The sequence below is a fragment of the Anabaena sp. WA102 genome (assembly GCF_001277295.1).
GTDB classification, from domain to species: Bacteria; Cyanobacteriota; Cyanobacteriia; order Cyanobacteriales; family Nostocaceae; genus Dolichospermum; species Dolichospermum heterosporum.
The window spans coordinates 4,437,437-4,463,702 of the sequence record NZ_CP011456.1; the positions used below are offsets into that span (position 1 = coordinate 4,437,437).

The window sequence follows — 26,266 nt, forward strand, 5'->3', positions numbered from 1 at the left end:
ATCTATCTCTCGACTATGTTACTTTTTTTATAGAAGAAGTGCATTCTTCTCATAAAGTTGCTAGTCCAAATTTATGAGCTGCCCATTCTTCCTGATCAACGATAAAATCATCTTTGGAGTCAACATAGTTAGCGTTGGCTCGTAAAGACAAGAAGACGGGAAGATTTATCAAAAATAGGGTGAGTTACACCCAAATCTACGCTCGTGGACAAATAGAACCCCATTCTCTTGGATGAAGCGAGAAGCGAACCCTCTAACTGAGGTTAGTTGAATAGTCATGGCTGACTAAGCTTCGCATAACAAAACTTATCAACCGCAATCTATTTTTAGGACTTTAAGATTGTATGGCTAACGTCTATGACTGGTTTGAGGAACGCTTGGATCTCCAAGAAATTGCTGATGATATCACCACCAAATACGTTCCTCCCCACGTTAACATCTTCTACTGTTTAGGTGGAATTACCCTAGTATGCTTCCTGATCCAGTTCGCCACCGGATTTGCGATGACATTCTACTACAAACCTACAGTTGCTGAAGCTTTCTCTTCTGTCGAGTACATCATGAATGAAGTCAACTTCGGTTGGTTAATTCGCTCCATTCACCGCTGGTCAGCCAGCATGATGGTATTAATGATGATTCTCCACACATTCCGCGTTTATCTAACCGGTGGCTTCAAAAAGCCCCGCGAATTAACCTGGATCAGTGGTGTTATCCTCGCAGTTATCACCGTTTCCTTCGGTGTAACAGGCTACTCTCTGCCTTGGGATCAAGTTGGTTACTGGGCTGTAAAAATTGTTAGTGGTGTACCAGAAGCCATTCCCGTAGTCGGCGTTCTCATCTCCGATTTACTCCGTGGTGGTTCTAGTGTTGGTCAAGCTACACTTACCCGCTACTATAGCGCTCACACCTTCGTTCTTCCTTGGTTAATTGCCGTCTTCATGTTGTTCCACTTCCTGATGATTCGCAAACAAGGTATTTCTGGACCTTTGTAATCAAAGTTGTTAGCAAATAGGCAAAACTTGTGTTTCCAGATCATCGTAGTTTGTTTTAAACTAAAGAGAAAATAACTTGTAGTTGTAGACATAAACTACTATCGGAAACTTGAGCTAGTTGCATTGTTAACAGCTTCCACCAATACTTTAACTTCACTTCAGCCGGAGAGCGCATTTAAAAATGTCAACCCAAAAAAAACCGGATCTGAGCGATCCCAAATTGAGAGCTAAACTTGCCCAAGGCATGGGTCACAATTACTATGGTGAACCTGCTTGGCCCAACGATTTGCTCTATATATTCCCAGTCGTCATTATGGGTTCTTTCGCCTGTATTGTGGCTCTAGCAACTCTAGATCCCGCGATGATCGGTGAACCAGCCAATCCTTTCGCTACTCCTTTGGAAATTTTGCCAGAGTGGTACTTATATCCTGTATTCCAAATTCTCCGCTCACTACCTAGTAAACTATTAGGTGTGTTAGCAATGGCTGCTGTACCCTTGGGATTAATTCTCGTTCCCTTTTTGGAAAACGTGAATAAGTTCCAAAACCCCTTCCGTCGTCCCGTAGCAACAACAGTATTTCTTTTTGGTACTCTTGTTACCATCTGGTTAGGTATTGGTGCTGCAATGCCATTAGACAAATCCTTAACTTTAGGATTATTCTAAGGTAGTTAAAGTTAACACTAAATCTAGTAGCGTCTGTGATTTTTAGGAGTATATACAGGATAATATCTGACAAACAAATAGCCATAATTATTTGATGGTCTAATTGTTACTGGTATTTTAAAACAGATATACTTTTGAAGATCAACAGACGCTAAGGAATGAGGATTAAATAAAGTGCAAATCTTGTTAGATGTAATCTAACTAATGTTAGACGGTCGTTATCAAGAATTGTAAGTTAATAAATCCACGTTCCTAACTGAACTAGTAGTCTGTCAACCCGAAAATGACGCGTGAAGGCAAGCAGGGGGAGAAGAGAGGCACCGGGGCAGAGGAGGGAAGAACAGAAGTTTTTTCCGATCATTACCCGTCAAAATAAATTTGACGAACTACTAGAATTGCGGGAAGATTATTTCACATTAACAATACCTTGTCCAAATTAGAAAAAGCCTTGATTTGTAGGTTGGGTTGAAGCATGAAACCCAACAAATGCGTTGGGTTGCGCTGTCGCTTAACCCAACCTATAGGAAATGGACAAGGTATTGATTAATGATGAGGATAGAGTTAAAACCAAAGTATTTAGTTTTATCTCTAATCTAATCATCACCATTCCTAAATGTGAACTTCTCAAATCACAAAAAACACCACTACTGTTCAATTACTTTCTATTTAAGTCACGGTCAATGCTTAGCATAGTGCAGCAAGACCATCGGACGGTAAGGAGCGATCTTAAGCTCTTAAATCCAGTACAACAATGGTTTGAAGAATTCTGTCAGCAATATTTACCTAAATATGGCTGGTCAGATAGCCAACTTTATCGTCTCAACCTAGCTTTAGCAGAAGGTTTTACCAACGCAGTTCGTCATGCTCATCATGCTTTACCACCGGAAACAACTATAGAAATTCAAGTCAGTTTATGGACTGATAGGCTAGAGGTGAGAATTTGGGATTACGGAAAACCATTTAATCCCGATGTAATCACTGAGCCAGAACCGGGGACTCTACAAGTGGGTGGATATGGATGGTTTTTACTCCGCCGCTTGGCGGATAAAGTTGTATATGAACGTGATTCAGATAGTAGAAATTGCCTGTTAATTGTTAAATATTGTTTAGAAGAACGGCAAAATTAAAAATTAGTGAGCTAATCGGCATTTAAAAGTCAAAATAATTACATTTTTAGTTATTTTGTGGTGTTTGCTATAATCAGAGAAAACTAAAAAACCTTTTTTCTCTACGAAGAAATAATTTTTAAAGAAGAATTAATATTTTATTAGCACAGAGAAAGAGACATGACCTTTAAAAACTTGCAATTTAATTTTGAGAAAATCCGCCCCTGGCTAACCCTGTTAGCGATCGCCTGGTTATTAGCATCATTGGGATTGGGCTGGTTAGTTAATTCCTTGGTAATTATTTTGGGTTTATTGTTTCTTTTGCCTGTGATAGCATTCTTTGGGTTTCGCTGGTGGTTACAAAAGAATTTAGTTACTAACCAGTGTCCTGTATGTGGATATGAATTAACAGGGGTAAATAACAGTCAAGTACAATGTGCTAACTGTGGTGAACAACTATTAGTTAAAAACTTTCAATTTCAACGCTTCACACCAGAAGGAACAATTGATGTGAAAGCCGTTGAAGTGCAATCCCAATCACTGGAAGATTAGGAAGTTGTCAGTTGTCAGTTGTCAGTTGTCAGTTGGAATATAGTAGTTCGTCAAATTTATTTTGACGGGTAATAATAGGAAAAACTTCTGTTTTCCCTCCCCTACTCCCCTACCCCTCTTCTCCCCCTACTTGCCTTTACCCGTCATTTTTGGATTGACAGACCACTAGAAGGGTGAACTCATAAAAGTTGCCCATTGATCTAGATTTTTGAGAAAATGTGGTTGTTGTAGTTCAGACAGCCAGAGAATTAAGGCATCCTCATTGTTATCTTTGTAATAACCCCGTCGTTTTCCCGCAGTCTTGAAACCAAATTTTTGATACAAAGAAATAGCAACGTGGTTAGAATCACGGACTTCGAGGGTAGCTCTCTCCAAACCAATATCAGCCGCAGTTTGCAGAAGGGAATATAATAGAGCTTTTCCCAGTCCTTGACCATGATATTGGGGATGAACTGCCAAAATTGTAATGTGTGCTTCCTCTAAAATTGACCAAAAGCACCCCATTCCTAACAATTCGGAGTGATTAAAAGGTGAAAATAAACCCAAAAAATGACTATTAGGACTTTCTAACTCCCGCAGGTAGCCTTCCATAGTCCATAAACCATCAAAACAGGCTTTATCTAGTTCTAATAGTTCAGTTAAATTATCTGTGGTTAAAGGTTGAATTTTTAAGTCGGATGAAATCACAATTTTTGAGGATTGAGGAAGGTTAATTATCAATTACCAATTATCCATTACCATACCAATGAGAGGGTAAACTGGAAATCAGGACATATACTCATGGCCTGATTTTTCACAAAGACAACTCTTATTAGTTATGGTATCGACTTACCCCGTCGAAGTTCAACTTTCTGGCCGTCAATATTTACAGTCAACAAGCGGTGACAGTGCTGATATTTCTCCTAATCAACAACTCTTACCTTTGACGGCGAGAGTTAATGATCATGATCATCTAGAAATCGGTGGGTGTGATGTCACAACCCTAGTTGAACAGTTTGCTTCACCTTTATATATTTTAGATGAGGAAACCCTGCGGACAGCTTGTAAGCAATATCGAGATACCTTTAAGGAATATTACAAGGGAGAATCTCAGGTACTTTATGCTTCTAAGGCATGGAATTGTTTAGCGGTTTGTGCCATTGTTGCCTCAGAAGGTTTAGGAATTGATGTAGTCTCCGGTGGCGAACTTTATACTGCGTTGAATGCGGGTATGAGTCCTGATAAAATTTACTTACATGGAAATAATAAATCTCATGATGAGTTGGTTTTAGCGATTCAGTCTGGATGTACTATCGTAGCGGATAACTGGCATGAATTAGATATGCTGGTGAAAATAGCAGGGGAGAAAACGGAAAATTCTTTTCTTTCGCCCATTCGGATCATGCTACGCTTAACTCCTGGGATAGAATGCCATACTCACGAATATATTCGCACTGGACACTTAGATAGTAAATTTGGTTTTGATCCCCATGATTTACAAGAGGTGTTTACTTTTGTGAGTCAACAGCCTAGTTTAAACTGTGTGGGGTTACACGCTCATATTGGTTCACAAATTTTTGAACGTCAACCACATAGAGATTTAGCCGCTGTAATGGTGCAGTGGTTAAGAGATGCGGCTAAACATGGTTTGCAGGTGACAGAATTAAATGTTGGTGGTGGTTTAGGGATTAAATATACAGAATCTGATGATCCACCAAGCATTGCCGAATGGTCTAAGGCAATTTGTGAGGTTGTACAAGCTGCTTGTACATCGGAAAACTTGCCTTTACCAAAGTTACTCTGTGAGCCAGGGCGATCGCTTATTGCTACATCTTGTGTTACTGCTTACACGGTTGGTGCTACCAAGGTGGTTCCTGAAATTCGCACCTACGTGGCGATTGATGGCGGAATGTCAGATAATCCGCGTCCTATTACCTATCAATCAGTTTATCGGGTGGTGGTTGCGAATAAAATATCTGATCCTTGCACCGAAATTGTGACATTGGCGGGTAAACATTGCGAATCAGGAGATATTCTGATTAAAAATGCCCAACTGCCAAAAACTGAAGCAAATGATATTCTCGTAGTTATGGGAACTGGTGCATACAATTACAGTATGGCATCTAACTACAATCGCCTCCCTCGACCGGCAGCAGTTGTAGTGGCAAATGGCGAAGCAAATTTAATTTTGCAACGCGAAACTTATCAAGACTTGATTCGACAAGATCGCCTACCAGAAAGACTTAAATAGTCAGTAGTCAGTGGTCAGTGGTCAGTGGTTAAAAAATCACAAATGACAACTGACGACTGACAACTGACAACTGACAAATGACTATAAGAATCCAGATGTCATGAGAGATTGGTGGAAGCAATGGCTGATAAACCTGGGAGATTGGTCGCAGTCCTTGCTCCTTGGGACTCTGGATATGGTGTTGGTGCTGGCACTGACATACATGATCCTGGTGATTATTAGTGAACGGCGCACATTATGGATGGTGCGAGGGTTTATAGTCTTAATGCTTTGCTCGGCGCTCAGTGGCAAGTTAGGATTACCTTTGCTAAATTTTGTTCTCGAAAAATTGGTGATTGGCTGTGCTGTGGCTATGGCTGTGGCACTGCAATCAGAATTTCGCCGTTTTTTGGAACAATTGGGACGTGGCGAATTTTGGCAATTATTTCAAAATAATGCCAGAGCAATTCCTAAGTCAGATAGTGTAATTGATGAAATTGTTGATGCAATTAAAGAGTTATCAAAAAATCGTATTGGCGCTTTACTAATTTTAGAAACCACAGGACCTATCGAAGAACAGGATTTTTCAGTCCCAGGAGTGAAACTAAATGCTGAAGTTTCTAAAGAACTGATCCAAACTATTTTTCAACCAAAAACTTTGTTACATGATGGAGCAACGTTAATTCGTGGTTCGCGCATTGTGTCATCTGGTATAATTCTACCACTTTCAGGACGCACAGCGTCGCGGCAGTTGGGAACACGCCATCGGGCGGCAATGGGAATTACTGAAAGGGTCGAAAATTGTATTTGTGTTGTTGTATCAGAAGAAACGGGTTCTATTTCCTTAGCGGAAAAGGGAACTCTATATAGACCACTAACTATTAAAAAGCTCAAAGAGTCTTTAGAAACTCGATTTTCTCCGACTGTAGATCGGGAGGCTCATGCACCTGGTCTTTTAAGTTTAGTTCGTCAACTTGGTGATCAATCACTAAAATTAATGTCCCGGTTACTTGGCTTACCTTGCCTTCGACACGCTACCCGTAGGGGTACGACCGCTTCTCAAGATAAAAAATGAAAACACAACAAACTGAATTGCAATATTTACCTCTTGATTTAAAACAACAATTACTACCTCAGCACGTTGCGGTAATTATGGATGGTAATGGCCGATGGGCAAAAAGTCGTGGTCTACCCCGCATTATGGGTCATAAGGCTGGTGTCGATGCTCTCAAGGATTTGCTGCGCTGTTGCAAGGACTGGGGAATTAAAGCTCTAACTGCCTATGCTTTTTCAACGGAGAATTGGCAAAGACCAGAGGAGGAGGTGGAATTTTTGATGAATCTATTTCAACGCGTTTTACGCCAAGAACTGCGGGAAATGGTGGAGGAAAATGTGCAAATTCAGTTTGTGGGTAATTTATCGGCTTTACCACAGGCTCTTCAGGCTGAGATTTCCCATTCTATGGATCAAACTAAGGATAATCAGAGTATCCGGTTTACAATTGCGACTAATTATGGGGGTAGGCAGGAGATTTTACAGGCTTGTCGGGCGATCGCTCAAAAGGTTAAAGAAGATTTACTACAGCCTGATGATATATCTGAAGAAGTATTTGAAGCTCATTTATATACGGCTGGAATAGCAGATCCAGATTTATTAATTCGCACCAGTGGGGAAATGCGATTATCTAATTTCCTACTTTGGCAAATGGCTTATAGTGAAATTTATATTTCTGATATTCTTTGGCCGGATTTTAACCGTCATGAGTTTCATCGAGCTTTATCTGCTTATCAACAACGAGAACGTCGGTTTGGGAAGGTGTGACAATTATCAATCAATTCAAGAGGGCGCAGGCCCTGCGCCCCTACCTCCCCCAGATTATGGTCCTGAAAAAACGGCTTCTTCAATGTCTTCCCGACTCAGGGAATATTTAAAGGAACGTTGTATATCTTGACGGTTTTCTCCTGATTGAAAATAGCGAACTGTAATTTGTTCAGTATCTAACCAAAGTTCCGCTTCCCAACTAGATCTTTGGACACGCCAACAATGTAGTTGGGTATCGTCTTGTTGACAACCTTGGTTTTTTAGCCATTGTTCGATTTGTGGTAAAGAGTGACTATACAGGGGTGTATCAGCGGCAAGCATAAGCAGTTCAATTCAGAATTATTGGTGATTTTAGAGTTGGGAAATTGAGTTTAACTAATTGCTTCTCCACGGAGAATGGCGATCGCCAGAGCTAATAGCATACAACCAACAATGGTTAACCCCAAAATAAATAATACAAATATTTCTCCAGCAGACAAGGGGCGATCGCTTGCATCCAAATACATTGATTTGGAAAAATCGTAGGGTTTATGCACGGAGTGATTTAAATCTGGTGGGACTTGAATGACACCAAATCGAGAATAGCCAATTTTTAAATCATAGTTTAAGCGCCGTTCTGGATTACTCAGGGTAGCGTAAGCTGTGTTGATTTGCTGAAATTGAGCCGTAGCAATATTAGCAGGTAATTCTGTCGTATCTGGATGATAGAGTTTACTCAGTTCCCGATAAGCACGACGAATATCAATTACTGATGCTCCGGGATGGAGTCCTAGCAGGGAATAATAAGTAGTATTGCTGCTTTGTGGGACTTCCCCATGATGATTTACGTTTTTTTGAGTCACTTTACTCAAATAAGTTTTTTTATATTCTAAATCTCTTGGGTAGCTATAGCAGAAATAGCTACAAAAAATCTTATAATGTGTATTATTCAGCATTTTATTAGATGCGATGCAAACTAGAATTAATCTCCAAAATATCCAAACTCTTACCGATTTCAAACGTAACGCCAAAGACTACGTAGAGAAAATTAAGTCTACAAAATCCCCACTGGTGCTGACTGTCAATGGCAAAGCTGAGGTTGTAGTGCAGGAAGCACAAGAATTTCAACAGATGTTAGATCGACTGCAAAACCTTGAGGAAGAACTGCAAAAACTCAAATTAGCACCGCAAAGCACTGTAAGTAGGTGAACACAATAAAACCAAACTGTGTAAAGAAATGTAAAATCGCCCAAACCCTCTTCACTCTTGCCTCTTGCCTCTTGCCTTTTGCCTTGCCATAACGACAATTTTCAACGCTCACCTACTTAAATTAGGAAATTCTGCATGAGGATTTTTATGGGGTATAATCAAATTATATTATTTTTTGAGGTGGAAATATGCAAACTTTAAGCACAAATAACTTAAAAAAATTATATAAATCAGACTATTTAGCCTGGTATGAGATGACTTTGGAACAAATAAAAAATGATCAATTAAATGATTTAGATTTAGATAGTTTAAGTGAGGTTTTAGAAAATTTGGTTAGAGATACTAAACGTAGTGGGGAAAGTTATTTGAGACAAATCATCATTCATTTATTATTAATTGAATATTGGGAAGCAGAAAGTATAAATCGTCGTCGTTGGGCAGCAGAAATTGTTAATTTCCGCAATGAATTAGAAACAGATATGACTAGGAATTTAAGAAAACACCTAAACGAAGAAAAAGAAAATAATTATCAAAAAGCTATTAAGTATGTGATAGCAAAAACAGGATTAAAGAAAAACACTTTTCCTGAGCAATGTCCTTATACTTTAGAACAGTTAATTAATGATGATTGGTTTTCTGATACTATTAATATTCAATTTTAGGCGCCCCATAAATTAGGAATGATTTTAATGGTTTTGTGAGATGGTTAAGTTTGATGTTTCATCAAAAATAATCAGTTCTAAGTCTTCAGTGCAAAATTAATCGAATATTTTAAATGTTGGGTTTCCTTGCGTCAACCCAACCTACACAAAGCTTAAAACGTGATCATTACGTATTGAAATGTTGGGTTTCCTTGGGTCAACCCAACCTACACAAAGTGTATTTTTTTATAAAATGTCAGGGTCAATATTCAATTCTCTTAGTTTGGCCGCTAAACGTTCTCCTATCCTCACCTGTATCTTTCAACAAGGCTTCAAAGGCTTCAAAGGTATCCCAGCTAACGTTATATTATATAAAACCGTTCTTTGTTCAGCAGTAATTGACTCCAGAGGCATATAAAATACCTATTCCATCACGATACTAGATAAAATACCGAGAATTTTACCGATATTATTAATATAATAATCTGTCAAGTCAATTTCTACCACTTGATTAATAAGTTTTAAAAATTTCCAGTTAGTACCAGTGGTGACAGTACCATAAATTGTTTGAATATTATTACCTTCACGTTCATTAAACATTCTGGCGGCTATCATTTCTGCTACACATTGTCCTAAACCTGCATTAATATTTTCTTTTTTAGCTTCTACAATTGTGACAACGGGAGCATTAATAATTAATAATTCAGGTGAACGGCTAATAATGAAATCACAATTACCGTTTAATCCTTGTTCAGTGTCTACTGTAAAATCAATCCCTGAAAATAAACTGATTTGATTGTTTAAATATTTTCTAGCAGCTATTAAAATCGGCGCAATTATCATTTCAGAACGGGATTTTTCAGTATTACTAGCAAGTGCTAAAGGTAGATTTTCTTTTAATACTTCTGTTAGTAAATCTGGACATTCAATTTCTGGGATAGATGCAAAAATATTAATTTTATCTATAATCGTTAAAGCAAAGGCTTTTCTAACTTTGTCTAGAGTAAATTCACTATATGACATTTGAGTTATTCCTGTAAATTACGCACCCTAAATGACTTCGCTTCGTGCCTATTCCCTGATTATTAACAAACCCATTTCCATAAAGGATGAGAAGATCCTTGTTGACGAATCCGATAAAGTTGCTTTTTTAAATTTTCCTGTTCTTGTAATGGTAATCCCCATATAATATTACGACTTTGCCAAACTAAAACAGAAGTCGTCATACCAATACATAAACTTAAACCCAGTGTAAATAGAGGATGAAAAATCAGTGTATATCGTAGTCCTACCCAGGTAAAATATTCTCGTAACAAAGAAATTTCAGTTCGTAAATTCCATAAGCAAAAAGGCGCAATAGTCAGCCATAAACAACCGGCAAATAACCATCTGCCATATACTCTTAGCCTATGTAGTTTTTGTAATTGTTGAGCAAAAGCCGGGTCTAATTCCACTGTCTCTGGTTCAATTTGTGGTTCTTCAGGTTTATCCATAGGAAAGATATACTGTGCGCCGATAAAATCTAGTTCAAAATCTCGTTCCCAGTCTCCGACTGGGAATGCTCATCATTGCGGCTCTGCCGCTAGTTATACTCAACACGGTTGGGACATGGACTTTTGTAAAATCACGAAAAACCTATTCTGTTGCTTGAGTTAAGATTTTACTCTTTTCTCTCCTTATTACGATACAAGGGGTTTAGTGTAGTAAGGAGGCAGAGCCTCAACGGAGACATTCCCAGCCAGAGGCTAGGAACGAGTGAAGCCAGAGGCTAGGAGTGAGTGAAATTTAACTTTCTTGAGAACTTATAGGAGTTGCAACTGAGTAATTTCCACTGCGTTCTCGCCACCAAATCAGGAGTGTACTAGCAATGAAAATACTAGAATAAGCTCCCATTACAAAGCCCACAATTAACGCCAGAGAGAAATAATGCAGCGTTTCCCCACCAAATAGGAAAATAGCAGTCAATGTCAGTAAGGTTGTTAAGGTGGTGTTGATTGATCTAGACAAAGTTTGGTTAACTGCATCATCAACAATTTCAGCAATTGGTTGTTCAGGATGAAGTTTAATAGTTTCCCGAATGCGGTCATAAATTACCACAGTATCATTGACAGAGAAACCTGTGATAGTTAGCAAAGCAACAATGAAAAGACTATCTACTTCAACGCCGAAAACTAACCCTAAAATTGAGAAAACTCCAGTTGTTACCAGAATGTCGTGAAACAAAGCCACAATAGCTAATAAGGCATAGTCCAACTGAAACCGGAAAGCCATATAAACAGTTATCCCGACAAAAGAAACTATTAAAGCTAAGATTCCCGAAGTAAATAATTCCTTCCCTAAAGTTGCACCAACGGAGTCAATTTGATTTTTTTGGGGGTCGAAAGTGCCAATTTTTTCAGTTAAGGCATTTTGCAAATTACTCCGCTGTTCTGTTTCCAGGTTTTTGGTGCGAATGGTAATGCCATTTTCCTGTCCATTTTCCGAGATTAACTGAATGCTGCTGTCTCCAAGTCCTTGGGATTTGGCGACTTCTCGAACTAGGTTAATATCTATGGGTTGGTCACAGTTACCAGGTTTGCCACAGTCCCGCACGAATTGCAACCTGGTTCCGCCGATAAAATCTAAGCTGGGACGCAGAGGTGCTTTGATGCTGGGATTGAGTGTGGATATCACCATGGAGATGATCCCCACCAGGATAATCACAGCGGAAATAGTCCACCAAGTACCCCGTGCCTTGTTAATATCTAGTCTCATTGTGCCACTCCTGTCTTATTTGCTACTGGCACATTAGGAGCATAAAGTTGTGTGTTCCGCAAAGAGGGAATAGAAATAACTAAAAACATCAATGTGCGACTACAAGTAATTGCGGTAAACATACTCACCCCTACGCCTAAAGCTAAGGTAAGTGCAAAGCCTTTGACTAATCCTGAACCTAACCAAAATAATGCAGCACAAGCAATCCAGGTAGTAACGTTACTATCTAAAATACTGGAAAAGGCGCGGTAAAAACCAGATTCTACAGAACGATATAAAGATTTACCTGCTTGTAATTCTTCTCTGGTGCGTTCAAAAATCAAGACGTTAGCATCAACAGCCATACCAATACTGAGAATAAAACCTGCAATTCCCGGCAAAGTGAGGGTAACACTTAGTAAACAAAATGCAGCCCAAGTCAGTATGGAGTAAATTATTAGTGAAACATTGGCTATCATTCCCGGTAGGCGATAGTACCACACCATAAATATTAATACTAAAGTCAGACCACCAATACCAGCGTAGATACTTCTTTGAATACTATCTTTTCCTAAAGTAGCGCCTACTGTTCTTCTCTCCGCAATTTCCACAGGAACGGGTAATGCACCACCGCGCAATTGTACCCCTAAATCATTAGCCTCTTGGGCTTGAAAACGACCCGTAATAATAGCAGAACCACCAGTGATTCCAGTAGCAGCGTGTTCTGGTCCTACGGTGGGTGAACTGATCATTTCATTATCCAGAAAAATACCGATACTCCGACCTGTTCCAGCCAGGTCTTTTGTCAGTCCAGCAAAGAGTTCTCCACCCTTTTGGTCAAAACGGATAGCCACATTCCAGTTAGTGCCTTGATTGGGTTCACCGTAGGCATCCTTGAGATATTTGCCGGTGAGGGGTGGGTTGGTACTTTCAAACAATTCGGCGATCGCTTGATTATTCTTTTGAAACTCTTCCTTATTTTTATCAATCGCGGCTTGATCTTTGGATTTTTTCAACTCTTCTCGCTTAGTTTTCAGATCGTTGCGTGTAATCTGGAAAGCAAAAAGTTGTGTTTCTGTATTCGGTTTTTGGATACGGAACTCTAATTGCGCTGTACCACCTAATACTCGTTCTGCTTGTTCTGGGTCATTTACACCCGGTAGTTGTACGGATATTTTATCCGTACCAATAGTTTGAATTAATGGCTCAGAAACACCAAGACCATTAATTCGCCCTTCGACTACTTTTTTCACAGCTTCCAATTCTCTTTCGGTGATTTGGGGAATTTCCGCCGTTGGTTTCACCTGAATAGTAAGCTGTGAGCCACCCCGTAAATCTAACCCCAAGGGGACAGGAATTGTCAGAATCACCGTAATAGCGGCGATGAACAAAACTATAATTAACGCTAATAGCGATCGCTGTTTTTGCATACTATCACTCACAACTAACAAAGGTTATAATAACGTTCTTTGATTGCGTTGTGAGTAGAAGTTTGAGTTGACACTCCCCGGTCTAAAGACGCGGGGATTCTTAATCGAATAATTGTCAAGACAACTGCTCGAATAATATCCGCTTTTCAGGTATTACCTTAGATGTACGGTTCTTGCCCTGATCCTGTTTGCCATTACTGGCAGAATCATCTCTGACAAGCGTAACTTTCCGAGAGTCCCCCGGTAGCTTTTTATGTCTTTAGTGACAATTTAATTGTATCACGAATATTGAAGGCAATCAATTCGCCCGTGTGCGTTTTCCCCTGCGGTTTGAAGACGCGAAGCTCCCAACGCTACCGTGTTCCTCTTGTGGTCAGTAGTCAGTGGTCAGTGGTTATTGGTTCACAGCAACGAACAACTGACAACTGACAAATACCTAAACTCGCAAAGCCATCATCTTCTGGACGGCTTCTACGATTTGTTCTGGTTGGACAATAGTTAGGCGCTCAAGATTACCGTTGTAAGGTGTGGGAATATCTTGAGAAGAAAGCCGCAATACAGGTGCATCCAATTCATCAAATAAGCGGTCATTAATCGAAGCGGTTAATTCTGCACCAATACCCCCGGTTCTCATACACTCTTCTACAACAATCACCCGGTGAGTCTTGCGAATTGATGCGCCAATAGTTTCAAAATCAAGAGGTTTTAGGGAAATTAAGTCAATAACTTCTGGATCATAACCTTGTTTTTCCAAAGCTTTCACAGCTTGCAGCACATGATACCGCATCCGCGAATAAGTTAAAATCGTCACGTCCTTACCTTGACGGACAACCTCAGCCTTATCTAGCGGTAGTACATATTCTGTTTCTGGTAGGTCTTCTTTTAAATTATAAAGTAAAACGTGTTCAAAAAATAACACAGGGTTGTCATCGCGGATAGCTGCTTTCAGCAATCCTTTAGCGTTATAAGGTGTGGAACAAGCCACAATTTTTAAACCAGGAACAGCTTGAAAATAAGCTTCGAGACGTTGGGAATGTTCCGCACCCAATTGTCTACCCACACCCCCAGGACCACGAATCACCATAGGGATTTTAAAGTTACCACCGGAAGTGTAGCGTAACATACCCGCATTGTTAGAAATTTGGTTGAAGGCGAGGAGCAAAAAGCCCATATTCATCCCTTCAATAATCGGTCTTAACCCAGTCATAGCAGCCCCTACAGCTATACCTGTAAAGCTATTTTCTGCAATGGGGGTATCTAAAACTCGCAGATCACCATACTTTTGGTGTAAGTCTTTAGTAACTTTATAAGAACCGCCGTAGTGTCCCACGTCCTCACCCAGAACGAATACGCTAGAATCGCGTGCCATTTCTTCGTCAATAGCTTCCCGCAGGGCGTTGAAAAATAGTGTTTCTGCCATTTAGACCTTTATTACATTTTATCGTTATAGAATTTTATCGTGCCATTGCCCCGAATACCGTCAAGCGTAGCACTGTTGTTGAGAACAAGAAATAATTTTCATATATTTTACAGCAGAATTCAGGAGTCAGGAGTCAGAAGTAGGGGAAGTAGGGGGAGTAGGGGGAGTAGGGGGAGTAGGGGGAGTAGGGGGAGTAGGGGGAGTAGGGGGAGTAGGGGGAGTAGGGGGAGTAGGGGGAGTAGGGGGAGTAGGGGGAGTAGGGAGAGTAGGGGGAGTAGGGGAGTTAAAAGTCAGAAGTCAGGAGTTAGGAGTCAGAAGTAAAACTGGCTTTTTGTATAGGTTTCAATTTAGATTTTATACCTCATAACTACGCAACTTGCTGTATATCCTGTTGTCAAGTTAAGAGCATAACTGAAAAGCTAACCCTAGAGCGCAACGTCTTCCTTCTTCCTTCTTCTTTCTTCTTCTTCCTGACTCCTGACTCCTGACTCCTAACTCCCCCTACTCCCCCTACTCCCCCCACTCCCCCCACTCCCCCCACTCCCCCCACTCCCCCCACTCCCCCTACTCCCCCCACTCCCCCTACTTCTGACTTCTGAACTCCTCCTCCATAAAATTTTTATATTTCAATCAGGATTTTCTCGATTGAACCATGAACATTATGGGAAATAAATATCAAGTATCAAAGCTATGACTAACAATAAGTTATTTATCCGTAAAAAACCACTGTTATTATTAGCAATGGGGTTTTTTACTGCTTCGCTTTTACCCATTCTCCCATCAAAAGCAGAAAATATTTTTCTCCCCTCTGATGCACCTTTGCAGCTAGATTTACTTACCCAACCAAAGGATAATATCATCACAGCTAAAACTATTGATCCCCAAAAATTAACAGTTCCTAGTTTATGGTGGGCTAAGGAAAACTCGGAAAAACAACTTTTAGATAATTGGATAGTTTACCCACCCTCGCAAACAGAACCACCCCGGGCAGATTTAATTGTTAATCAGCGAATTTGGGGCTTATTAGACTATTTTGGTAAGTATGTTTTTGTGAATCGTTTAGGTGGTCTAGCTAGTAAATTTGGTTACAATATCCGAATTTTTAACTACCAGAAAGAAGCTTTAGCAACGTACACCTGCAATTTTTCTCAAAGTCCTGCTTCCTGTCGGCTTCAGATGAATCATCGAAGTCAAGTCGGTTTCAGTTTTGCTTTGTCAAATTAGGATTTTTTGATCTTCATAAATAAATCTTCGTACTCTTTCATCACTGCTGGAGGGAAAGGCAGTAAAAATTCACTTTTGGCAAAAGTTTCTGAATCAGTTAATAATAAATTCTGTAACTGCTTCTGAATATCCCCATTAACCATAGTCTTGTCAATGGGAGAATTGCTTTTAGTTAGTAGGGCAATTTGTTTAGATGTATTGGGTTGTAAACAAAAATCTAGCCATTGGTATGCTAAACTGTCATTATTAACACCTGTGGGACTTACCCATAAATCAGCCCAAATTGCTGTTCCCGATTTGGGGACAACTGCGGCAAATTTTGGATAACGATTGATGATGGGGATAATATCATCAGACCAACCAACTGCTAACCAAGTGTCCCCAATAATTAGTGGTTCTAGATAGTTTTTAGAATCATAGAATTTGACTTGTTGATTTAATGCTTTTAATTCCGTTTCTAAGGCAGAGATTTGATTGATATTGTCTGTATTATAAGATTCTCCTAATTTCTTCAAAACTAAACCAATGACTTCTCTGGGATGATTTAGTAAAGAAATGCGATTTTGCAATTCACTCCGCCATAAATCACTCCAATCTGTTGGTGTCCAACCCAATTGTTGAAACTTTTCTTGATTATAAATAATTACTGTATTTCCCCACCGATAAGGAACGCCCCAAATTTTACCCTCTTGGTCATGCTTAATTATCTGTTGCCATTTTTGATTGAGGTTAACTAGATTTTTGATATTTGCTGTTGCTAATGGTTGAATTAATTTTTGATCAATTGCTGTTTGTAACCAATAATCTCCCAATGTGATTAAATTGGCAGTTGGTGATTTTTGATTTTGATTGAATGGTAAATAACGAGTCCATTGTTGCTGATTATTAGTCGGTGGTTGTTGCCAGGTTTGTAATAATTTAAATAAATCCTCCAACTGATTAATTGGGGTAAATTTTAATTTACCCTCTTGAGTTACGGTTTTCCGAAACTGATTAACTACCTGACCGGGGATAGAATTTTTTAATAATTGGACATTTAAGAGTGGTTGCTGGTTTGTTCCGCAGCCGGCGATCGCCTGAGAAAGTGCTAAGGTACTTATACTTAATAAAAAAGATCGTCTGTCCATAGTTCTATATGTATAATTACGGATGATAAGTAGGTGAACGGGAAAAAACCGTAGACGCGGAGCGGCTTCTCATAAGAGTAATATGTAAGGAAAAGTAAAGTTGCCCAACTTATCAATATTATTGATTTACTTCTATACATGGCATTAAAATTTGATGAAAGTCATCAAAAGTTAAATAATTCATAAGTATAACTAAGATTGTCAGTAAAGTGAATAACATAGAGAAAATATTTTTTTGGTGCAGGTATTAAATGGAATCATTAGAAAAACAAATTCTCACGTTAAGCCAGCAGGTTAATGCCATCCATGAAGTGATTGAAAGGCTTGATATGCGCCTATCTCAAGCTTTGTCAGATTCATCTTTACGGCAATTACCAGCCATAGAGCATTATTTGGAAAAAAAGCAGCCGGCAAATGAGTTAAAAGAATGGAAGCATAAGGATATTTTACTTGATAGTATTCCCGAAATGAGTTATCAGGCTATAGATAAACAAATAACACCAGAAATTCAAATTCAACGGCTAACAACTCAGTTAACTGCCGCATATCATCGGATTGCTGCCTTAGAAGAACAGTTACTCAAACAGAGGGTTTATTGATGGGTGCTAAGTTGCTCAAGTTGGGCTTCAATTGCTGCTAATAGTTGATTTTGTTGCCAATTTCGACTTAAAGCAGCAGCAATACAAGCCGCACCGGCACCAATACCTTCTTTCACAAAACCCTGTTCATAAGCTTGAAATTGGGGATATCGGGAATTAGCAAAACTCAATTGTGTGGCTAACAAGGGGGGGATGCTATTTTTATTGAAACTTTGGGCTAAGTCAATTGTTGCGCCTGTGGAATCTTCTGCTACCCAACGGGTTGTACCAATGACAATTTCTGCGGGTTGCCAAGATAGGTCATATCTGTGAGCGATCGCTTGAATTAAAGCATAAACTGCTAACATTTGTGTACCTCCACCTAATAATACCCCACAACTTCGACTGGCAGCGATCGCCATTCCTGCTACTACCACCTGCATAGGATCACCTACCGCCGCCACCAGTTCTAAAGGATCAACTGACGGAGGAATTTTTGCCAATCCAGTCTGCACCAAATCCCATTTTTGCCCATGATTACACACAGGATGGCTACTATTAACTTTGCCAGCAGCATCAATCCCCAAACCAGTTAAAATTGCCAAAGCCGTTGTTGTGCCACCGACAACGCACTCACTAATAATTAAATACCTATCAGAATTTAATTGAGAACTTAATTGAGAACCCCAACGTAATCCTTCAGCTAGTAAATGTTTAACAGTATCTACATTCATAGCCGCACCCCCACTTAAACATCTTGCCGGCGCACCACCCAACTCAATTAATGGCACAGGTGGAATATGTGGTAATCCGGCATTAAATAAGTAAACAGGGATATTTAAATTAGCCACCACCGCCCGCGAAATTAGCACAGGAGAAGCCCCCGAAGTCAAAGGTGGCAGAGGGTACTTAGGTTGATATTCAGCGCCGTAATAGAGAAATTCCGCATCAGCACAAGCCGTATATCGGCGATCATCTGGAGTCAAACCAGCGGCAGAAATCCCAGGAATCAAACCAGTTTCTGTAAATCCTAAAACACAGGCAAATATCGGTAATTTACCGCGATAACGATTGAGCCATGCTTCACCCTGGGGAACTTGGGTGTAAATATTAATCATATCTAAACTGTGATTTTTCTGATTTTCCTGATTTTCCTGATTTTCCTGATTAATTAATCATCTTCATCAAATTAATCATAGTTATGACTTTTATAATTAATCATCTTCATCAAATTAATCAAAAAAATCATAGTTATGACTAAGTAGGTGAACACAATAAAACCAAACTGTGTAAAGAAATGTAAAATCGCCCAAACCCTCTTCACTCTTGCCTCTTGCCTCTTGCCTTTTGCCTTGCCATAACGACAATTTTCAACACCAACCTACTTATTCATAATCCATCAACACCTGCACCCAATGAGGTGGACGGGGAATGGGATTGCCTAAACGGTCTAAAAGTAACCAAGCCGTAAGATGAACTATAAACAAGTAAATAAAATTATTGAGAAGAATAAGAGCGATCGCTCCCAATTGAATTAATAGTAAATTGGGAGTCATTAACAATTCCAATTTTAAAAAAATCCATTCAATAATTTCCGTCACCTGAGTAATCACATAAACCCACAAATCTTCCCCCGATAGCACCGACAAAAACCACAGGCGAAAAAACACCCCCAGCGTCCCCAGCAGCGTCCCTAAAGCAATAGAAACAATCCACGGTACACGGCGATACCAAGTCGCCCCTAACAGCACACCCATCAAGGCAAAAGGCATGACAAATAATAAACTCCGAACCGGACCCATCAACACAGACAACAACAACCCAGAAGTCACCGCTGCCATCCAAGCTGCTCGTTTACCCCAACGTAAATAAACCAAAGCAATAGGAATAGGGAAAAATACCCGCAATACTGGACCCAAAGGAAAATAAAAATTAATAAACCAAATTAAACTCGCCGTACTGGCTAAAAAAGCCGTTTCCACCATCCTTAAGGTACTTTCAACCTTCAGAGGTTGGTACTGTAATCGGGGTTGGGAAAGAGATTCAGGAGATGAATCTTGCTCTGGTTCTTCTGGTAGGGAATCAACGATACTCATGCCAAACAACTAAATTAAACTATAGTTTTTTCCAAAGCTGACCAATCTGGAATATGAATTCTATCTTGATCCCTCACAATCAAACCCTTTTTTTCTAGCTTTGTCAGCACTCTTGTCACAGTTTCCCGTGCCAATCCACTTAAACTACTTAACTCTCGGTGTGGTAAATTAGGAATTTGCGTGCCGGCATTCTCTTGTTTTCCTTGTCCCTCTGCCAAAAATAGCAACGTATCAGCCACCCGTGACTGACTATCTGATTCCCGAAGACGTAATCTTTTGTTAACCTGTCGCAACCTTCTCGCCATTAATTGAGCCAATCTCACGCCGGCTAAAGGTTCTGTTTGCAGCAAATTCACAAAATCCTGAGCAGGTATACTCGCAATCGTCGTCTCTGCTAGAGTAATAACATCAGTAGAACGGGGGACTTCATCTAACGCTGCCATTTCCCCAAATAATTCCCCTCTACCAATAATATTTAGCGTTACTTCTTTCCCCTCTAAATTGTATGTACGGATTTTTACCCATCCATTTATAATAAAGTATACAGAACCTCCCCAGTCATTTTCTAGTAAAATTACTTGGTTAGCTGGATGAGTACGAGTAACAAGATGAGTTAGAACCTTTTCTAAGCCTAGTTCTGGCAAGCCTTGAAAAAATGGTGCTGTAATCATCCATGTATGGGATGCATTATTTGTATTATATCGTTCTTCCATCAGGGCATCTTGTTTATTAAAGTTGCTATCATCACAACACTAAGATCGTTATTCTAAACCCAATACTGCTCGGTTAAGCCTAAAAAGTCATTATCCGGTAGGTTGGGTTGTGGAACGTAATTGATTCTAAACCTACATCATCATAGTAAAATCATCTCTAACAGCAATACCTTGTCCAAATCGAAAAAAGTCTTGATTTGTAGGTTGGATTGAGGTACGTTCACGAAGTGTGGCGAAGCCATAACCCAACAAATGCGTCGGGTTGCGCTGTCGCTTAACCCGACCTACAAAAAATGAACAAGGTATTGTAACAGAGATTGTCTTAAATTGGACTAACTATGTTATGTAAAAAAGTAAAAATATACCCCTAATATAACCTTTTTTCTGAGATTGTTGTCACTGTTGTGGTAAATACTGATTGACAATATTGACTAATATAGAAGTATTATTTGATTTTCGTGTATCCTCAACGAGAGTGCATGACCAACATCACGCAATCTCATTCACTGCATCCTACACTGAGAAACTAGCTAAACCTTAATCGTATCAATACCTTCGCCATTTTTTGTAGGTTGGTTTGAGCGACAGCGCAACAAATACGCATTTTTTGGGTTGTGCCTAATCTCTCCGGCACGCTAAAGTAAACAACATGACCTACGAATCAAAGCTTTTTGAAATTTGGCGAAGGTATTGCTTCTACAATTTTTTTCACTGTCTTTATCAGTAAATATGGCTATAAGTATGTGAACACAATAAAACCAAACTCTATAAAGAAACGTAAAATCGCTGAAAACTTCTTTACTCTTGCCTATTGCCTATTGCCTATTGCCTATTGCCTATTGCCTATAACCTATCACCTATTGCCTATTGCCTATTGCCTATCACCTATTGCCTATCACCTATTGCCTATCACCTATTGCCTATTGCCTATTGCCTATTGCCTATTGCCTGTTCCCTGTTCCCTGTTCCCTGTTCCCTTTTTTGTAATTGTCAGTCTCTTACAAATCAACGTACATTTTTAACTAAGGTAATTTAACGTGACTTACCATACTGATGAAATTCACCAACTAATTGCAGATATTGATCACTTACTGTCTCATAGTGCTAAAGGTCTTTCTAAGTTCCTTTCTAACCAAGGACAACAGGAAAAAGAGATTTTACAACGAGTGCGGAGCTTTTTAGTGCAATTGGAGGAAGATGAAGTATCAAAGAATGATGTCCTACCAGAAACTACTCAATCATCTCCCACACCAGGATTTTCATCTCTGTTGACACAATTTAATCAACAGCACCTTCCATCTATTTTAGAGTCTTCTGGACACCCACCAGAGACAAGTAGTGATGAAACCGCGCAAACCAAACAAGAAATAACGGTTTTATTTCAGCCTTTACAAGCAGAATTATCCAGGCTATTGGCAGAAAGAGCAGATTTGATTGAGGAAATTAGACAACTAGAGCAAAAGCGACTACAAAACTCTTCATTAAGCCAGCAGTTACCTAATCAACAGGAGATGATTTCTGATTTTTTAGAAGTCCTCATGGGTCGTTTAGTACCACATTTACAATCAAATTCTGGGTTAATAATTAACGCTAATGTCCAGAACCTAGACGCAATTACTTCTGGTATTCAACCGATTTTAGAATCAGCAGAACGGATAGAACAGTTAGCAAATTTAGCTCGGAATTTAGATCAACGTTTACTGTCTTTAGATGGAACTGTCAATAGTGTTTTTGAAGCACTAGAACGTAATATTAACGCCTATTATCATTCCTTGTCTCAGGCATTAGCTAAAATGCACGATCAGGGGATACAGGGTGAACAATTAATGGCAAATTTCCTCAATAATTTGACTCAATATTTACAACAGCAAGTTTTGATTAATGAGTCTTCTATCTCTCCTTTAAATCCTCAAATAGTATCGGCATCACCATCATTAGCTGAATCTTCGGTTGTTGAGAAATCAAAAACTTCAGAAGATATATCTATAGAAAATCTTGTGGCAACATCACCATCATTAGCTGAATCTTCGGTTGTTGAGAAATCAAAAACTTCAGAAGATATATCTATAGAAAATCTTGTGGCAACATCACCATCATTAGCTGAATCTTCGGTTATTGAAGAATCAAAAACCTCAGAAGATATATCTATAGAAAATTCTGAGGCGGAAATATTGCCAATTAATATGGCTACAGAATTGTTACAGAATCAATCACAATCTGCTAAAGATTTACAGTTAACAAATACTGATGAAGTAGATGAACTTTATGCAAGTTTCTTTAATACTGAAATTTCCTCATCGTTAAATTTCTCCTTTTCTCCTGATCTGAAATTTAGGGAAAATGAAAGTTTACCCATTGCGGCTGAAGAGGTCAGTAATAATTTATCAGCGCTGGAAATTAACAGTTCAACATTTTCTAGTATAGCTGACACTGCTATGTTAGCAGAACCAAAATACGATGATGAGAATCACGAGCCACAAACAATAATTGCTCCTGCGCCCACAGAAATTAAAGTCCCATTTTTGCCAGAAGAAAAAGAAGTAGTAGGACAACTTCAAAAAGAACCAAATCCTGTTGATACAATTACAGTTTTAACTGATTTATTAGTGGATACTAGTAATGAAATATTACCGTCAGAAGTTATCAATCAATTAGATAATGCAGACACAGAAACAGAAAATCAGCAGTTAGTATTGAATAACTTTGTTGCTGCTTCTGCTAGGGAAAATTTGCTGTCTGTATTAGATAATGATGTTTCGGAAATACCAGAAATTGTTTTAGATGCCAAGCAGTTGCAACAATTAGATCAAGATTTAGCTAATTTTGATCAACCATTAAATTATGCTGGAGAATCTATAACTAAGTTAGATTCTACCAGTCAAGTTGATAGTGTAAATATAGTTTCGGGTCAGGAAGTAGATTTAAGTTTAACAACTCAGACAGATGTAGAGGCTGAACCAGAAGATGTTAAGCAATCTCCACTCACTGAGGAGCAATCTCCAACTACCAATAATCAAACATCAATTTACCATGAAGAAGAGAATAATCTGATTTCTAATGATACTTTGGATGCCAGTTGGTATTTAGGAATTGATATTGGGACGACGGGAATTTCTGCGGCTTTATTAAATCGCTCTCAATTGATAGTTTATCCAATTTATTGGTCAGCCGAAAGTCAAGTTGATGGTTCTAGTTTTCAGCAATCATTCCGGTTACCCGCAGAAGTTTATTTACCTACTAATTCAGGTTCTCATCAGGGGAAAAGTGGAGAATCAGATTTTTCCCCTCATCTTTATTCAGCACAGTTAAAGCCTTATTTGCAAATAGCAGTTCCCTATCAGCAAGAACGGCAAAAATGGGAGCCGATGTTGCAATTGAACGAGTTTTCCGCAGGTCCGTTAATTTGGGTAGTGCGATCGCTTTCTAAGTTATTATCAACTCTCAGGTCTATTCAAACCAGTACCACACCGGCTTTAATTGCTAATGCTGTGGGCATGAATACAGCGACTTTTTCAGGAGTAATTAAGAATATCGCGGGTGTTATCTGTACTTGTCCTTCCAGTTGGAATGAACAATATCGTTTTAATGTGCGGGAAGCGATTGTCACCAGTGAACTTGTTTCTCATCCCCAACAAATCTTGTTTGTCGAGGAAGCGATCGCCAGTTTGCTGCCAGAATTAGACAGTGCTAATGGTCAATCTATCCAAATTAGCGAAAATCAAGGTTTACGCCCTTTAAAAACCAGTGATTATCCCCTATTAGGTAACACTTTAGCCATTAATATTGGCGCAACGCAAGTAGAAATGACCTTGGTAGATATACCAGCAAATCTGGAAAAACTGACATATAAAGACTTCATGCTGCACAATTTTGCCTACTCTGGCAAAGGCATTGAACAGGACATTATTTGTCAATTACTACTACCACCAAAATCCCGCCAACCCCGTCAACCCGGGCAATCTCATCATGAACCAACCAACACAAATCCTTGGCATTGGCAACCTTCGATTCCAGGTTTAGACCAAATGCAATTTTCTAACTTGGGTTTAGAAGCCTTATCATTACCCAAAGTTGGTGAACCAGACACAGAAGCGCGAATTCGTCTCCAACAACGCCTAGAAAGTTCCCTCCTGGGACAAGCTTTATTAGATGCAGCCTTAGCGTTGAAATTGATTTTACAGCACCAAGAAACCTTTACCCTAGAATTTGCCGACCAATGTTGGGTATTACAGCGCCGAGACCTGGAAAGTCAAGTCTTTGTTCCCTTTGTCCGTCGTCTCAATCGAGAACTTAACAAATTATTAGTAGCTCGTGGTATTCCCACCGAAGCCATTAATCAAGCCGTCCTCAGTGGTGGTGTAGCTTCCGTTGGCACAATTAACCGTTGGTTACGGCAAAAACTGCCTAATGCCAAAATTATTCAAGACTTATACCTGGGTGAAAATGGCACTCCCAATTGTAGTCGCGTGGCATTAGGTTTAACTATGTTACCTTTGCATCCCCAAGTTTTAGACATACCCAAACAACAATACACAGATTATTTCCTGTTTTCTGAACTGCTAAAACTACTACCCAATCGTTCTTTATCCTTTGGTGAAGTCTTACACTTATTTGAAAGTCGTGGTATTAATACCCGCATCTGTCAACAGCGATTATTAGCTTTCTTAGAAGGTGAACTACCACCGGGCTTAATTCCTGGGACTTCAGATCACCTTTGGCTTACCCATCACTCTCAGGAAAACCTCGATTATAAAGCGATTGAGTCCCTGAAAACAGGCATAAACTCTCCACCACTATTTGAAAAACAAGGCAATCTTTCCTATCGTCCCAATCTTCAACAAGTCCAGTTATTACTGCGTTATTTAGATGCCATCAAATCCAGTACCGTACAATCACTGGAAGAACCATATAGTTACCTACTTTAATCACCGAATTTAATTAGAGAACTTCACAAAAAAGATAATCCAATCTTGTGGGATGGGCATCTTGCCCGTCCTGGCAACGCATTTGTTGAGTTATGGCTAACGCCACACTAACGCGAATAACCCTGGCAAAGCAACAGGCTATTTTGATCAAATTTGGAAAATATCCATGATAAAATTAAAGAACTGTTTAATAATTAGTGAAACAAAGGAGAATACCATGAACACCTCCATAGAACTTCCTAGCGGTAAAATCCTCAACATCACCCGATTTATTGCCCTAATTCCCAATAACAATAATATTGATAGTGATTATCAACTCATTTTAGAAGGATATCCTCATCCCATCAATTTAGAATCATCAGATGCTCAAAATCTGAAAATAATTTTGCAATCAAAACTAGATCAAAATACCCCAGTTAGCACCCATAAATCAACATGGAATCAACAAGAACAACTTCAAAAAAATCAAAAGGCAATGGCAATTTTAGCACAACAAATACAGGAATATCAAAATATTTCTGATGAAGAATCTAGGGAAAGAGAAGAAATCTTTGAAAACCTCAAAAAAAGAATGGATGCTGAAAGACCACAAGGACAAAAATTATATTCAGAAGTATGATAGTATTTATTGACTCTAGTGTATTGGGAATTATTGCCAATCCTAATAAAATCGGTGAACCAAATAAATGTAGAGAATGGCTTTACAAATTGCTTTCACAAGGTGTGTATATCTGCTCCTCTGAAATTTGTGATTTTGAGATTAGAAGAAATCTAATTCTAGAATATCAGAAACAGAAGTGTTGAATGTTAGGAAAAGATTAAAAAAAAGTACCATAATTTGATACAA

Annotated in this window: 24 protein-coding genes and 1 pseudogene; 13 read left to right on the forward strand and 12 right to left on the reverse strand. The window is 39.2% G+C overall.

What is annotated here, in order from left to right; translation table 11 throughout:
- The first annotated feature begins 344 nt into the window (after positions 1 to 344).
- From petB to AA650_RS19485, 4 genes are all read left to right on the forward strand, one after another.
- Positions 345 to 992: a cytochrome b6 gene (gene petB / locus AA650_RS19470; protein WP_015083377.1), complete on the forward strand. Its 648-nt coding sequence runs from the start codon at positions 345 to 347 to the stop codon at positions 990 to 992.
- A 181-nt stretch (positions 993 to 1,173) separates the two neighbouring features.
- On the forward strand, positions 1,174 to 1,656 hold the full coding sequence (gene petD, locus AA650_RS19475) for a cytochrome b6-f complex subunit IV (RefSeq protein ID WP_053540296.1): 483 nt from the start codon (positions 1,174 to 1,176) through the stop codon (positions 1,654 to 1,656).
- Between the two features lie 680 nt (positions 1,657 to 2,336).
- Complete coding sequence (locus AA650_RS19480; RefSeq protein WP_053540297.1) at positions 2,337 to 2,783, forward strand: ATP-binding protein; 447 nt, start codon at positions 2,337 to 2,339, stop codon at positions 2,781 to 2,783.
- Between the two features lie 159 nt (positions 2,784 to 2,942).
- Positions 2,943 to 3,314 (forward strand): hypothetical protein, encoded by a 372-nt coding sequence (locus AA650_RS19485; RefSeq protein ID WP_053540298.1) that lies wholly within the window; start codon positions 2,943 to 2,945, stop codon positions 3,312 to 3,314.
- A gap of 165 nt (positions 3,315 to 3,479) precedes the next feature.
- Here the strand turns inward: AA650_RS19485 and rimI are convergent, their stop codons facing one another.
- Positions 3,480 to 4,001, reverse strand: a complete 522-nt coding sequence (gene rimI, locus AA650_RS19490) for a ribosomal protein S18-alanine N-acetyltransferase (protein ID WP_053540299.1) — start codon at positions 3,999 to 4,001, stop codon at positions 3,480 to 3,482.
- A 130-nt stretch (positions 4,002 to 4,131) separates the two neighbouring features.
- On the opposite strand from rimI, the gene lysA reads away from it, so the two are divergent.
- The 3 genes from lysA (at position 4,132) to AA650_RS19505 (ending at position 7,344) form a co-directional block, all read left to right on the forward strand.
- Complete coding sequence (lysA, locus tag AA650_RS19495; protein WP_053540300.1) at positions 4,132 to 5,544, forward strand: diaminopimelate decarboxylase; 1,413 nt, start codon at positions 4,132 to 4,134, stop codon at positions 5,542 to 5,544.
- Between the two features lie 100 nt (positions 5,545 to 5,644).
- Positions 5,645 to 6,598: a diadenylate cyclase CdaA gene (cdaA, locus tag AA650_RS19500; RefSeq protein WP_053540301.1), complete on the forward strand. Its 954-nt coding sequence runs from the start codon at positions 5,645 to 5,647 to the stop codon at positions 6,596 to 6,598.
- Positions 6,595 to 7,344: an isoprenyl transferase gene (locus AA650_RS19505; RefSeq protein WP_053540302.1), complete on the forward strand. Its 750-nt coding sequence runs from the start codon at positions 6,595 to 6,597 to the stop codon at positions 7,342 to 7,344. Before cdaA ends, AA650_RS19505 begins: the two co-directional genes overlap by 4 nt.
- A 54-nt stretch (positions 7,345 to 7,398) precedes the next feature.
- Here AA650_RS19505 and AA650_RS19510 read toward each other — a convergent pair whose 3' ends face one another.
- Together AA650_RS19510 and AA650_RS19515 are read right to left on the reverse strand one after the other, a co-directional pair.
- Positions 7,399 to 7,665 carry a DUF3143 domain-containing protein gene (locus AA650_RS19510; protein WP_053540303.1) on the reverse strand — a complete coding sequence of 89 codons (267 nt, stop codon included), beginning with the start codon at positions 7,663 to 7,665 and terminating at the stop codon, positions 7,399 to 7,401.
- A 50-nt stretch (positions 7,666 to 7,715) separates the two neighbouring features.
- Positions 7,716 to 8,186, reverse strand: a complete 471-nt coding sequence (locus AA650_RS19515) for a J domain-containing protein (RefSeq protein ID WP_039204865.1) — start codon at positions 8,184 to 8,186, stop codon at positions 7,716 to 7,718.
- 106 nt (positions 8,187 to 8,292) lie between these two features.
- On the opposite strand from AA650_RS19515, the pseudogene AA650_RS19520 reads away from it, so the two are divergent.
- Both AA650_RS19520 and AA650_RS19525 read left to right on the forward strand, forming a co-directional pair.
- Positions 8,293 to 8,505: pseudogene (locus tag AA650_RS19520) on the forward strand (type II toxin-antitoxin system Phd/YefM family antitoxin); the annotation flags it as partial.
- A gap of 215 nt (positions 8,506 to 8,720) precedes the next feature.
- Positions 8,721 to 9,194 carry a DUF29 domain-containing protein gene (locus AA650_RS19525; protein ID WP_039204855.1) on the forward strand — a complete coding sequence of 158 codons (474 nt, stop codon included), beginning with the start codon at positions 8,721 to 8,723 and terminating at the stop codon, positions 9,192 to 9,194.
- 402 nt (positions 9,195 to 9,596) lie between these two features.
- On the opposite strand, the gene AA650_RS19530 is transcribed toward AA650_RS19525, so the two are convergent.
- From AA650_RS19530 to AA650_RS19550, 5 genes are all read right to left on the reverse strand, one after another.
- Positions 9,597 to 10,196 carry a hypothetical protein gene (locus AA650_RS19530; protein ID WP_039204858.1) on the reverse strand — a complete coding sequence of 200 codons (600 nt, stop codon included), beginning with the start codon at positions 10,194 to 10,196 and terminating at the stop codon, positions 9,597 to 9,599.
- Positions 10,197 to 10,258: 62 nt separating this feature from the next.
- Positions 10,259 to 10,666: a hypothetical protein gene (locus AA650_RS19535; RefSeq protein ID WP_053540304.1), complete on the reverse strand. Its 408-nt coding sequence runs from the start codon at positions 10,664 to 10,666 to the stop codon at positions 10,259 to 10,261.
- A gap of 292 nt (positions 10,667 to 10,958) precedes the next feature.
- Positions 10,959 to 11,927 (reverse strand): protein translocase subunit SecF, encoded by a 969-nt coding sequence (gene secF / locus AA650_RS19540; protein ID WP_053540305.1) that lies wholly within the window; start codon positions 11,925 to 11,927, stop codon positions 10,959 to 10,961.
- On the reverse strand, positions 11,924 to 13,336 hold the full coding sequence (gene secD, locus AA650_RS19545) for a protein translocase subunit SecD (RefSeq protein ID WP_053540306.1): 1,413 nt from the start codon (positions 13,334 to 13,336) through the stop codon (positions 11,924 to 11,926). The genes secF and secD overlap by 4 nt, the downstream gene beginning before the upstream one ends.
- A gap of 436 nt (positions 13,337 to 13,772) precedes the next feature.
- The gene (locus tag AA650_RS19550; RefSeq protein WP_039204864.1) at positions 13,773 to 14,756 is read right to left on the reverse strand and encodes an alpha-ketoacid dehydrogenase subunit beta; all 984 of its coding nucleotides are present in this window, start codon (positions 14,754 to 14,756) and stop codon (positions 13,773 to 13,775) included.
- 690 nt (positions 14,757 to 15,446) lie between these two features.
- On the opposite strand from AA650_RS19550, the gene AA650_RS19560 reads away from it, so the two are divergent.
- Positions 15,447 to 15,980 carry a hypothetical protein gene (locus AA650_RS19560; protein ID WP_053540308.1) on the forward strand — a complete coding sequence of 178 codons (534 nt, stop codon included), beginning with the start codon at positions 15,447 to 15,449 and terminating at the stop codon, positions 15,978 to 15,980.
- Here AA650_RS19560 and AA650_RS19565 read toward each other — a convergent pair.
- A complete protein-coding gene (locus AA650_RS19565; RefSeq protein WP_053540309.1) occupies positions 15,977 to 17,107 on the reverse strand; it encodes an extracellular solute-binding protein in 1,131 nt (376 codons plus the stop codon). The genes AA650_RS19560 and AA650_RS19565 overlap by 4 nt on opposite strands.
- A gap of 251 nt (positions 17,108 to 17,358) precedes the next feature.
- Between AA650_RS19565 and AA650_RS19570 the strand changes: the two genes are divergently transcribed.
- The gene (locus tag AA650_RS19570) at positions 17,359 to 17,706 is read left to right on the forward strand and encodes a hypothetical protein (RefSeq protein WP_053540310.1); all 348 of its coding nucleotides are present in this window, start codon (positions 17,359 to 17,361) and stop codon (positions 17,704 to 17,706) included.
- On the opposite strand, the gene cobT is transcribed toward AA650_RS19570, so the two are convergent.
- From cobT to AA650_RS19585, 3 genes are all read right to left on the reverse strand, one after another.
- Positions 17,700 to 18,803, reverse strand: a complete 1,104-nt coding sequence (gene cobT / locus AA650_RS19575) for a nicotinate mononucleotide-dependent phosphoribosyltransferase CobT (protein ID WP_053540311.1) — start codon at positions 18,801 to 18,803, stop codon at positions 17,700 to 17,702. The two genes, AA650_RS19570 and cobT, sit on opposite strands and share 7 nt — an antisense overlap.
- A gap of 267 nt (positions 18,804 to 19,070) precedes the next feature.
- Positions 19,071 to 19,781 (reverse strand): DUF2232 domain-containing protein, encoded by a 711-nt coding sequence (locus AA650_RS19580; protein WP_027404394.1) that lies wholly within the window; start codon positions 19,779 to 19,781, stop codon positions 19,071 to 19,073.
- Positions 19,782 to 19,795: 14 nt separating this feature from the next.
- On the reverse strand, positions 19,796 to 20,494 hold the full coding sequence (locus AA650_RS19585; RefSeq protein WP_053540312.1) for a Crp/Fnr family transcriptional regulator: 699 nt from the start codon (positions 20,492 to 20,494) through the stop codon (positions 19,796 to 19,798).
- Positions 20,495 to 21,531: 1,037 nt separating this feature from the next.
- Between AA650_RS19585 and AA650_RS19590 the strand changes: the two genes are divergently transcribed.
- Both AA650_RS19590 and AA650_RS19595 read left to right on the forward strand, forming a co-directional pair.
- Positions 21,532 to 25,419 carry a hypothetical protein gene (locus tag AA650_RS19590; protein WP_053540313.1) on the forward strand — a complete coding sequence of 1,296 codons (3,888 nt, stop codon included), beginning with the start codon at positions 21,532 to 21,534 and terminating at the stop codon, positions 25,417 to 25,419.
- Positions 25,420 to 25,636: 217 nt separating this feature from the next.
- Positions 25,637 to 26,038: a hypothetical protein gene (locus AA650_RS19595; protein ID WP_053540314.1), complete on the forward strand. Its 402-nt coding sequence runs from the start codon at positions 25,637 to 25,639 to the stop codon at positions 26,036 to 26,038.
- The last annotated feature ends 228 nt before the right edge of the window (positions 26,039 to 26,266 follow it).

Coding starts and splice junctions, on each gene's coding strand:
- petB (WP_015083377.1), top strand. CDS start 345: ATGGCTAACGTCTATGACTGGTTTGAGGAACGCTTGGATCTCCAAGAA.
- petD (WP_053540296.1), top strand. CDS start 1,174: ATGTCAACCCAAAAAAAACCGGATCTGAGCGATCCCAAATTGAGAGCT.
- AA650_RS19480 (WP_053540297.1), top strand. CDS start 2,337: ATGCTTAGCATAGTGCAGCAAGACCATCGGACGGTAAGGAGCGATCTT.
- AA650_RS19485 (WP_053540298.1), top strand. CDS start 2,943: ATGACCTTTAAAAACTTGCAATTTAATTTTGAGAAAATCCGCCCCTGG.
- lysA (WP_053540300.1), top strand. CDS start 4,132: ATGGTATCGACTTACCCCGTCGAAGTTCAACTTTCTGGCCGTCAATAT.
- cdaA (WP_053540301.1), top strand. CDS start 5,645: ATGAGAGATTGGTGGAAGCAATGGCTGATAAACCTGGGAGATTGGTCG.
- AA650_RS19505 (WP_053540302.1), top strand. CDS start 6,595: ATGAAAACACAACAAACTGAATTGCAATATTTACCTCTTGATTTAAAA.
- AA650_RS19510 (WP_053540303.1), bottom strand. CDS start 7,665: ATGCTTGCCGCTGATACACCCCTGTATAGTCACTCTTTACCACAAATC.
- AA650_RS19525 (WP_039204855.1), top strand. CDS start 8,721: ATGCAAACTTTAAGCACAAATAACTTAAAAAAATTATATAAATCAGAC.
- AA650_RS19530 (WP_039204858.1), bottom strand. CDS start 10,196: ATGTCATATAGTGAATTTACTCTAGACAAAGTTAGAAAAGCCTTTGCT.
- AA650_RS19535 (WP_053540304.1), bottom strand. CDS start 10,666: ATGGATAAACCTGAAGAACCACAAATTGAACCAGAGACAGTGGAATTA.
- secF (WP_053540305.1), bottom strand. CDS start 11,927: ATGAGACTAGATATTAACAAGGCACGGGGTACTTGGTGGACTATTTCC.
- secD (WP_053540306.1), bottom strand. CDS start 13,336: ATGCAAAAACAGCGATCGCTATTAGCGTTAATTATAGTTTTGTTCATC.
- AA650_RS19550 (WP_039204864.1), bottom strand. CDS start 14,756: ATGGCAGAAACACTATTTTTCAACGCCCTGCGGGAAGCTATTGACGAA.
- AA650_RS19560 (WP_053540308.1), top strand. CDS start 15,447: ATGACTAACAATAAGTTATTTATCCGTAAAAAACCACTGTTATTATTA.
- AA650_RS19565 (WP_053540309.1), bottom strand. CDS start 17,107: ATGGACAGACGATCTTTTTTATTAAGTATAAGTACCTTAGCACTTTCT.
- AA650_RS19570 (WP_053540310.1), top strand. CDS start 17,359: ATGGAATCATTAGAAAAACAAATTCTCACGTTAAGCCAGCAGGTTAAT.
- cobT (WP_053540311.1), bottom strand. CDS start 18,803: ATGATTAATATTTACACCCAAGTTCCCCAGGGTGAAGCATGGCTCAAT.
- AA650_RS19580 (WP_027404394.1), bottom strand. CDS start 19,781: ATGAGTATCGTTGATTCCCTACCAGAAGAACCAGAGCAAGATTCATCT.
- AA650_RS19585 (WP_053540312.1), bottom strand. CDS start 20,494: ATGGAAGAACGATATAATACAAATAATGCATCCCATACATGGATGATT.
- AA650_RS19595 (WP_053540314.1), top strand. CDS start 25,637: ATGAACACCTCCATAGAACTTCCTAGCGGTAAAATCCTCAACATCACC.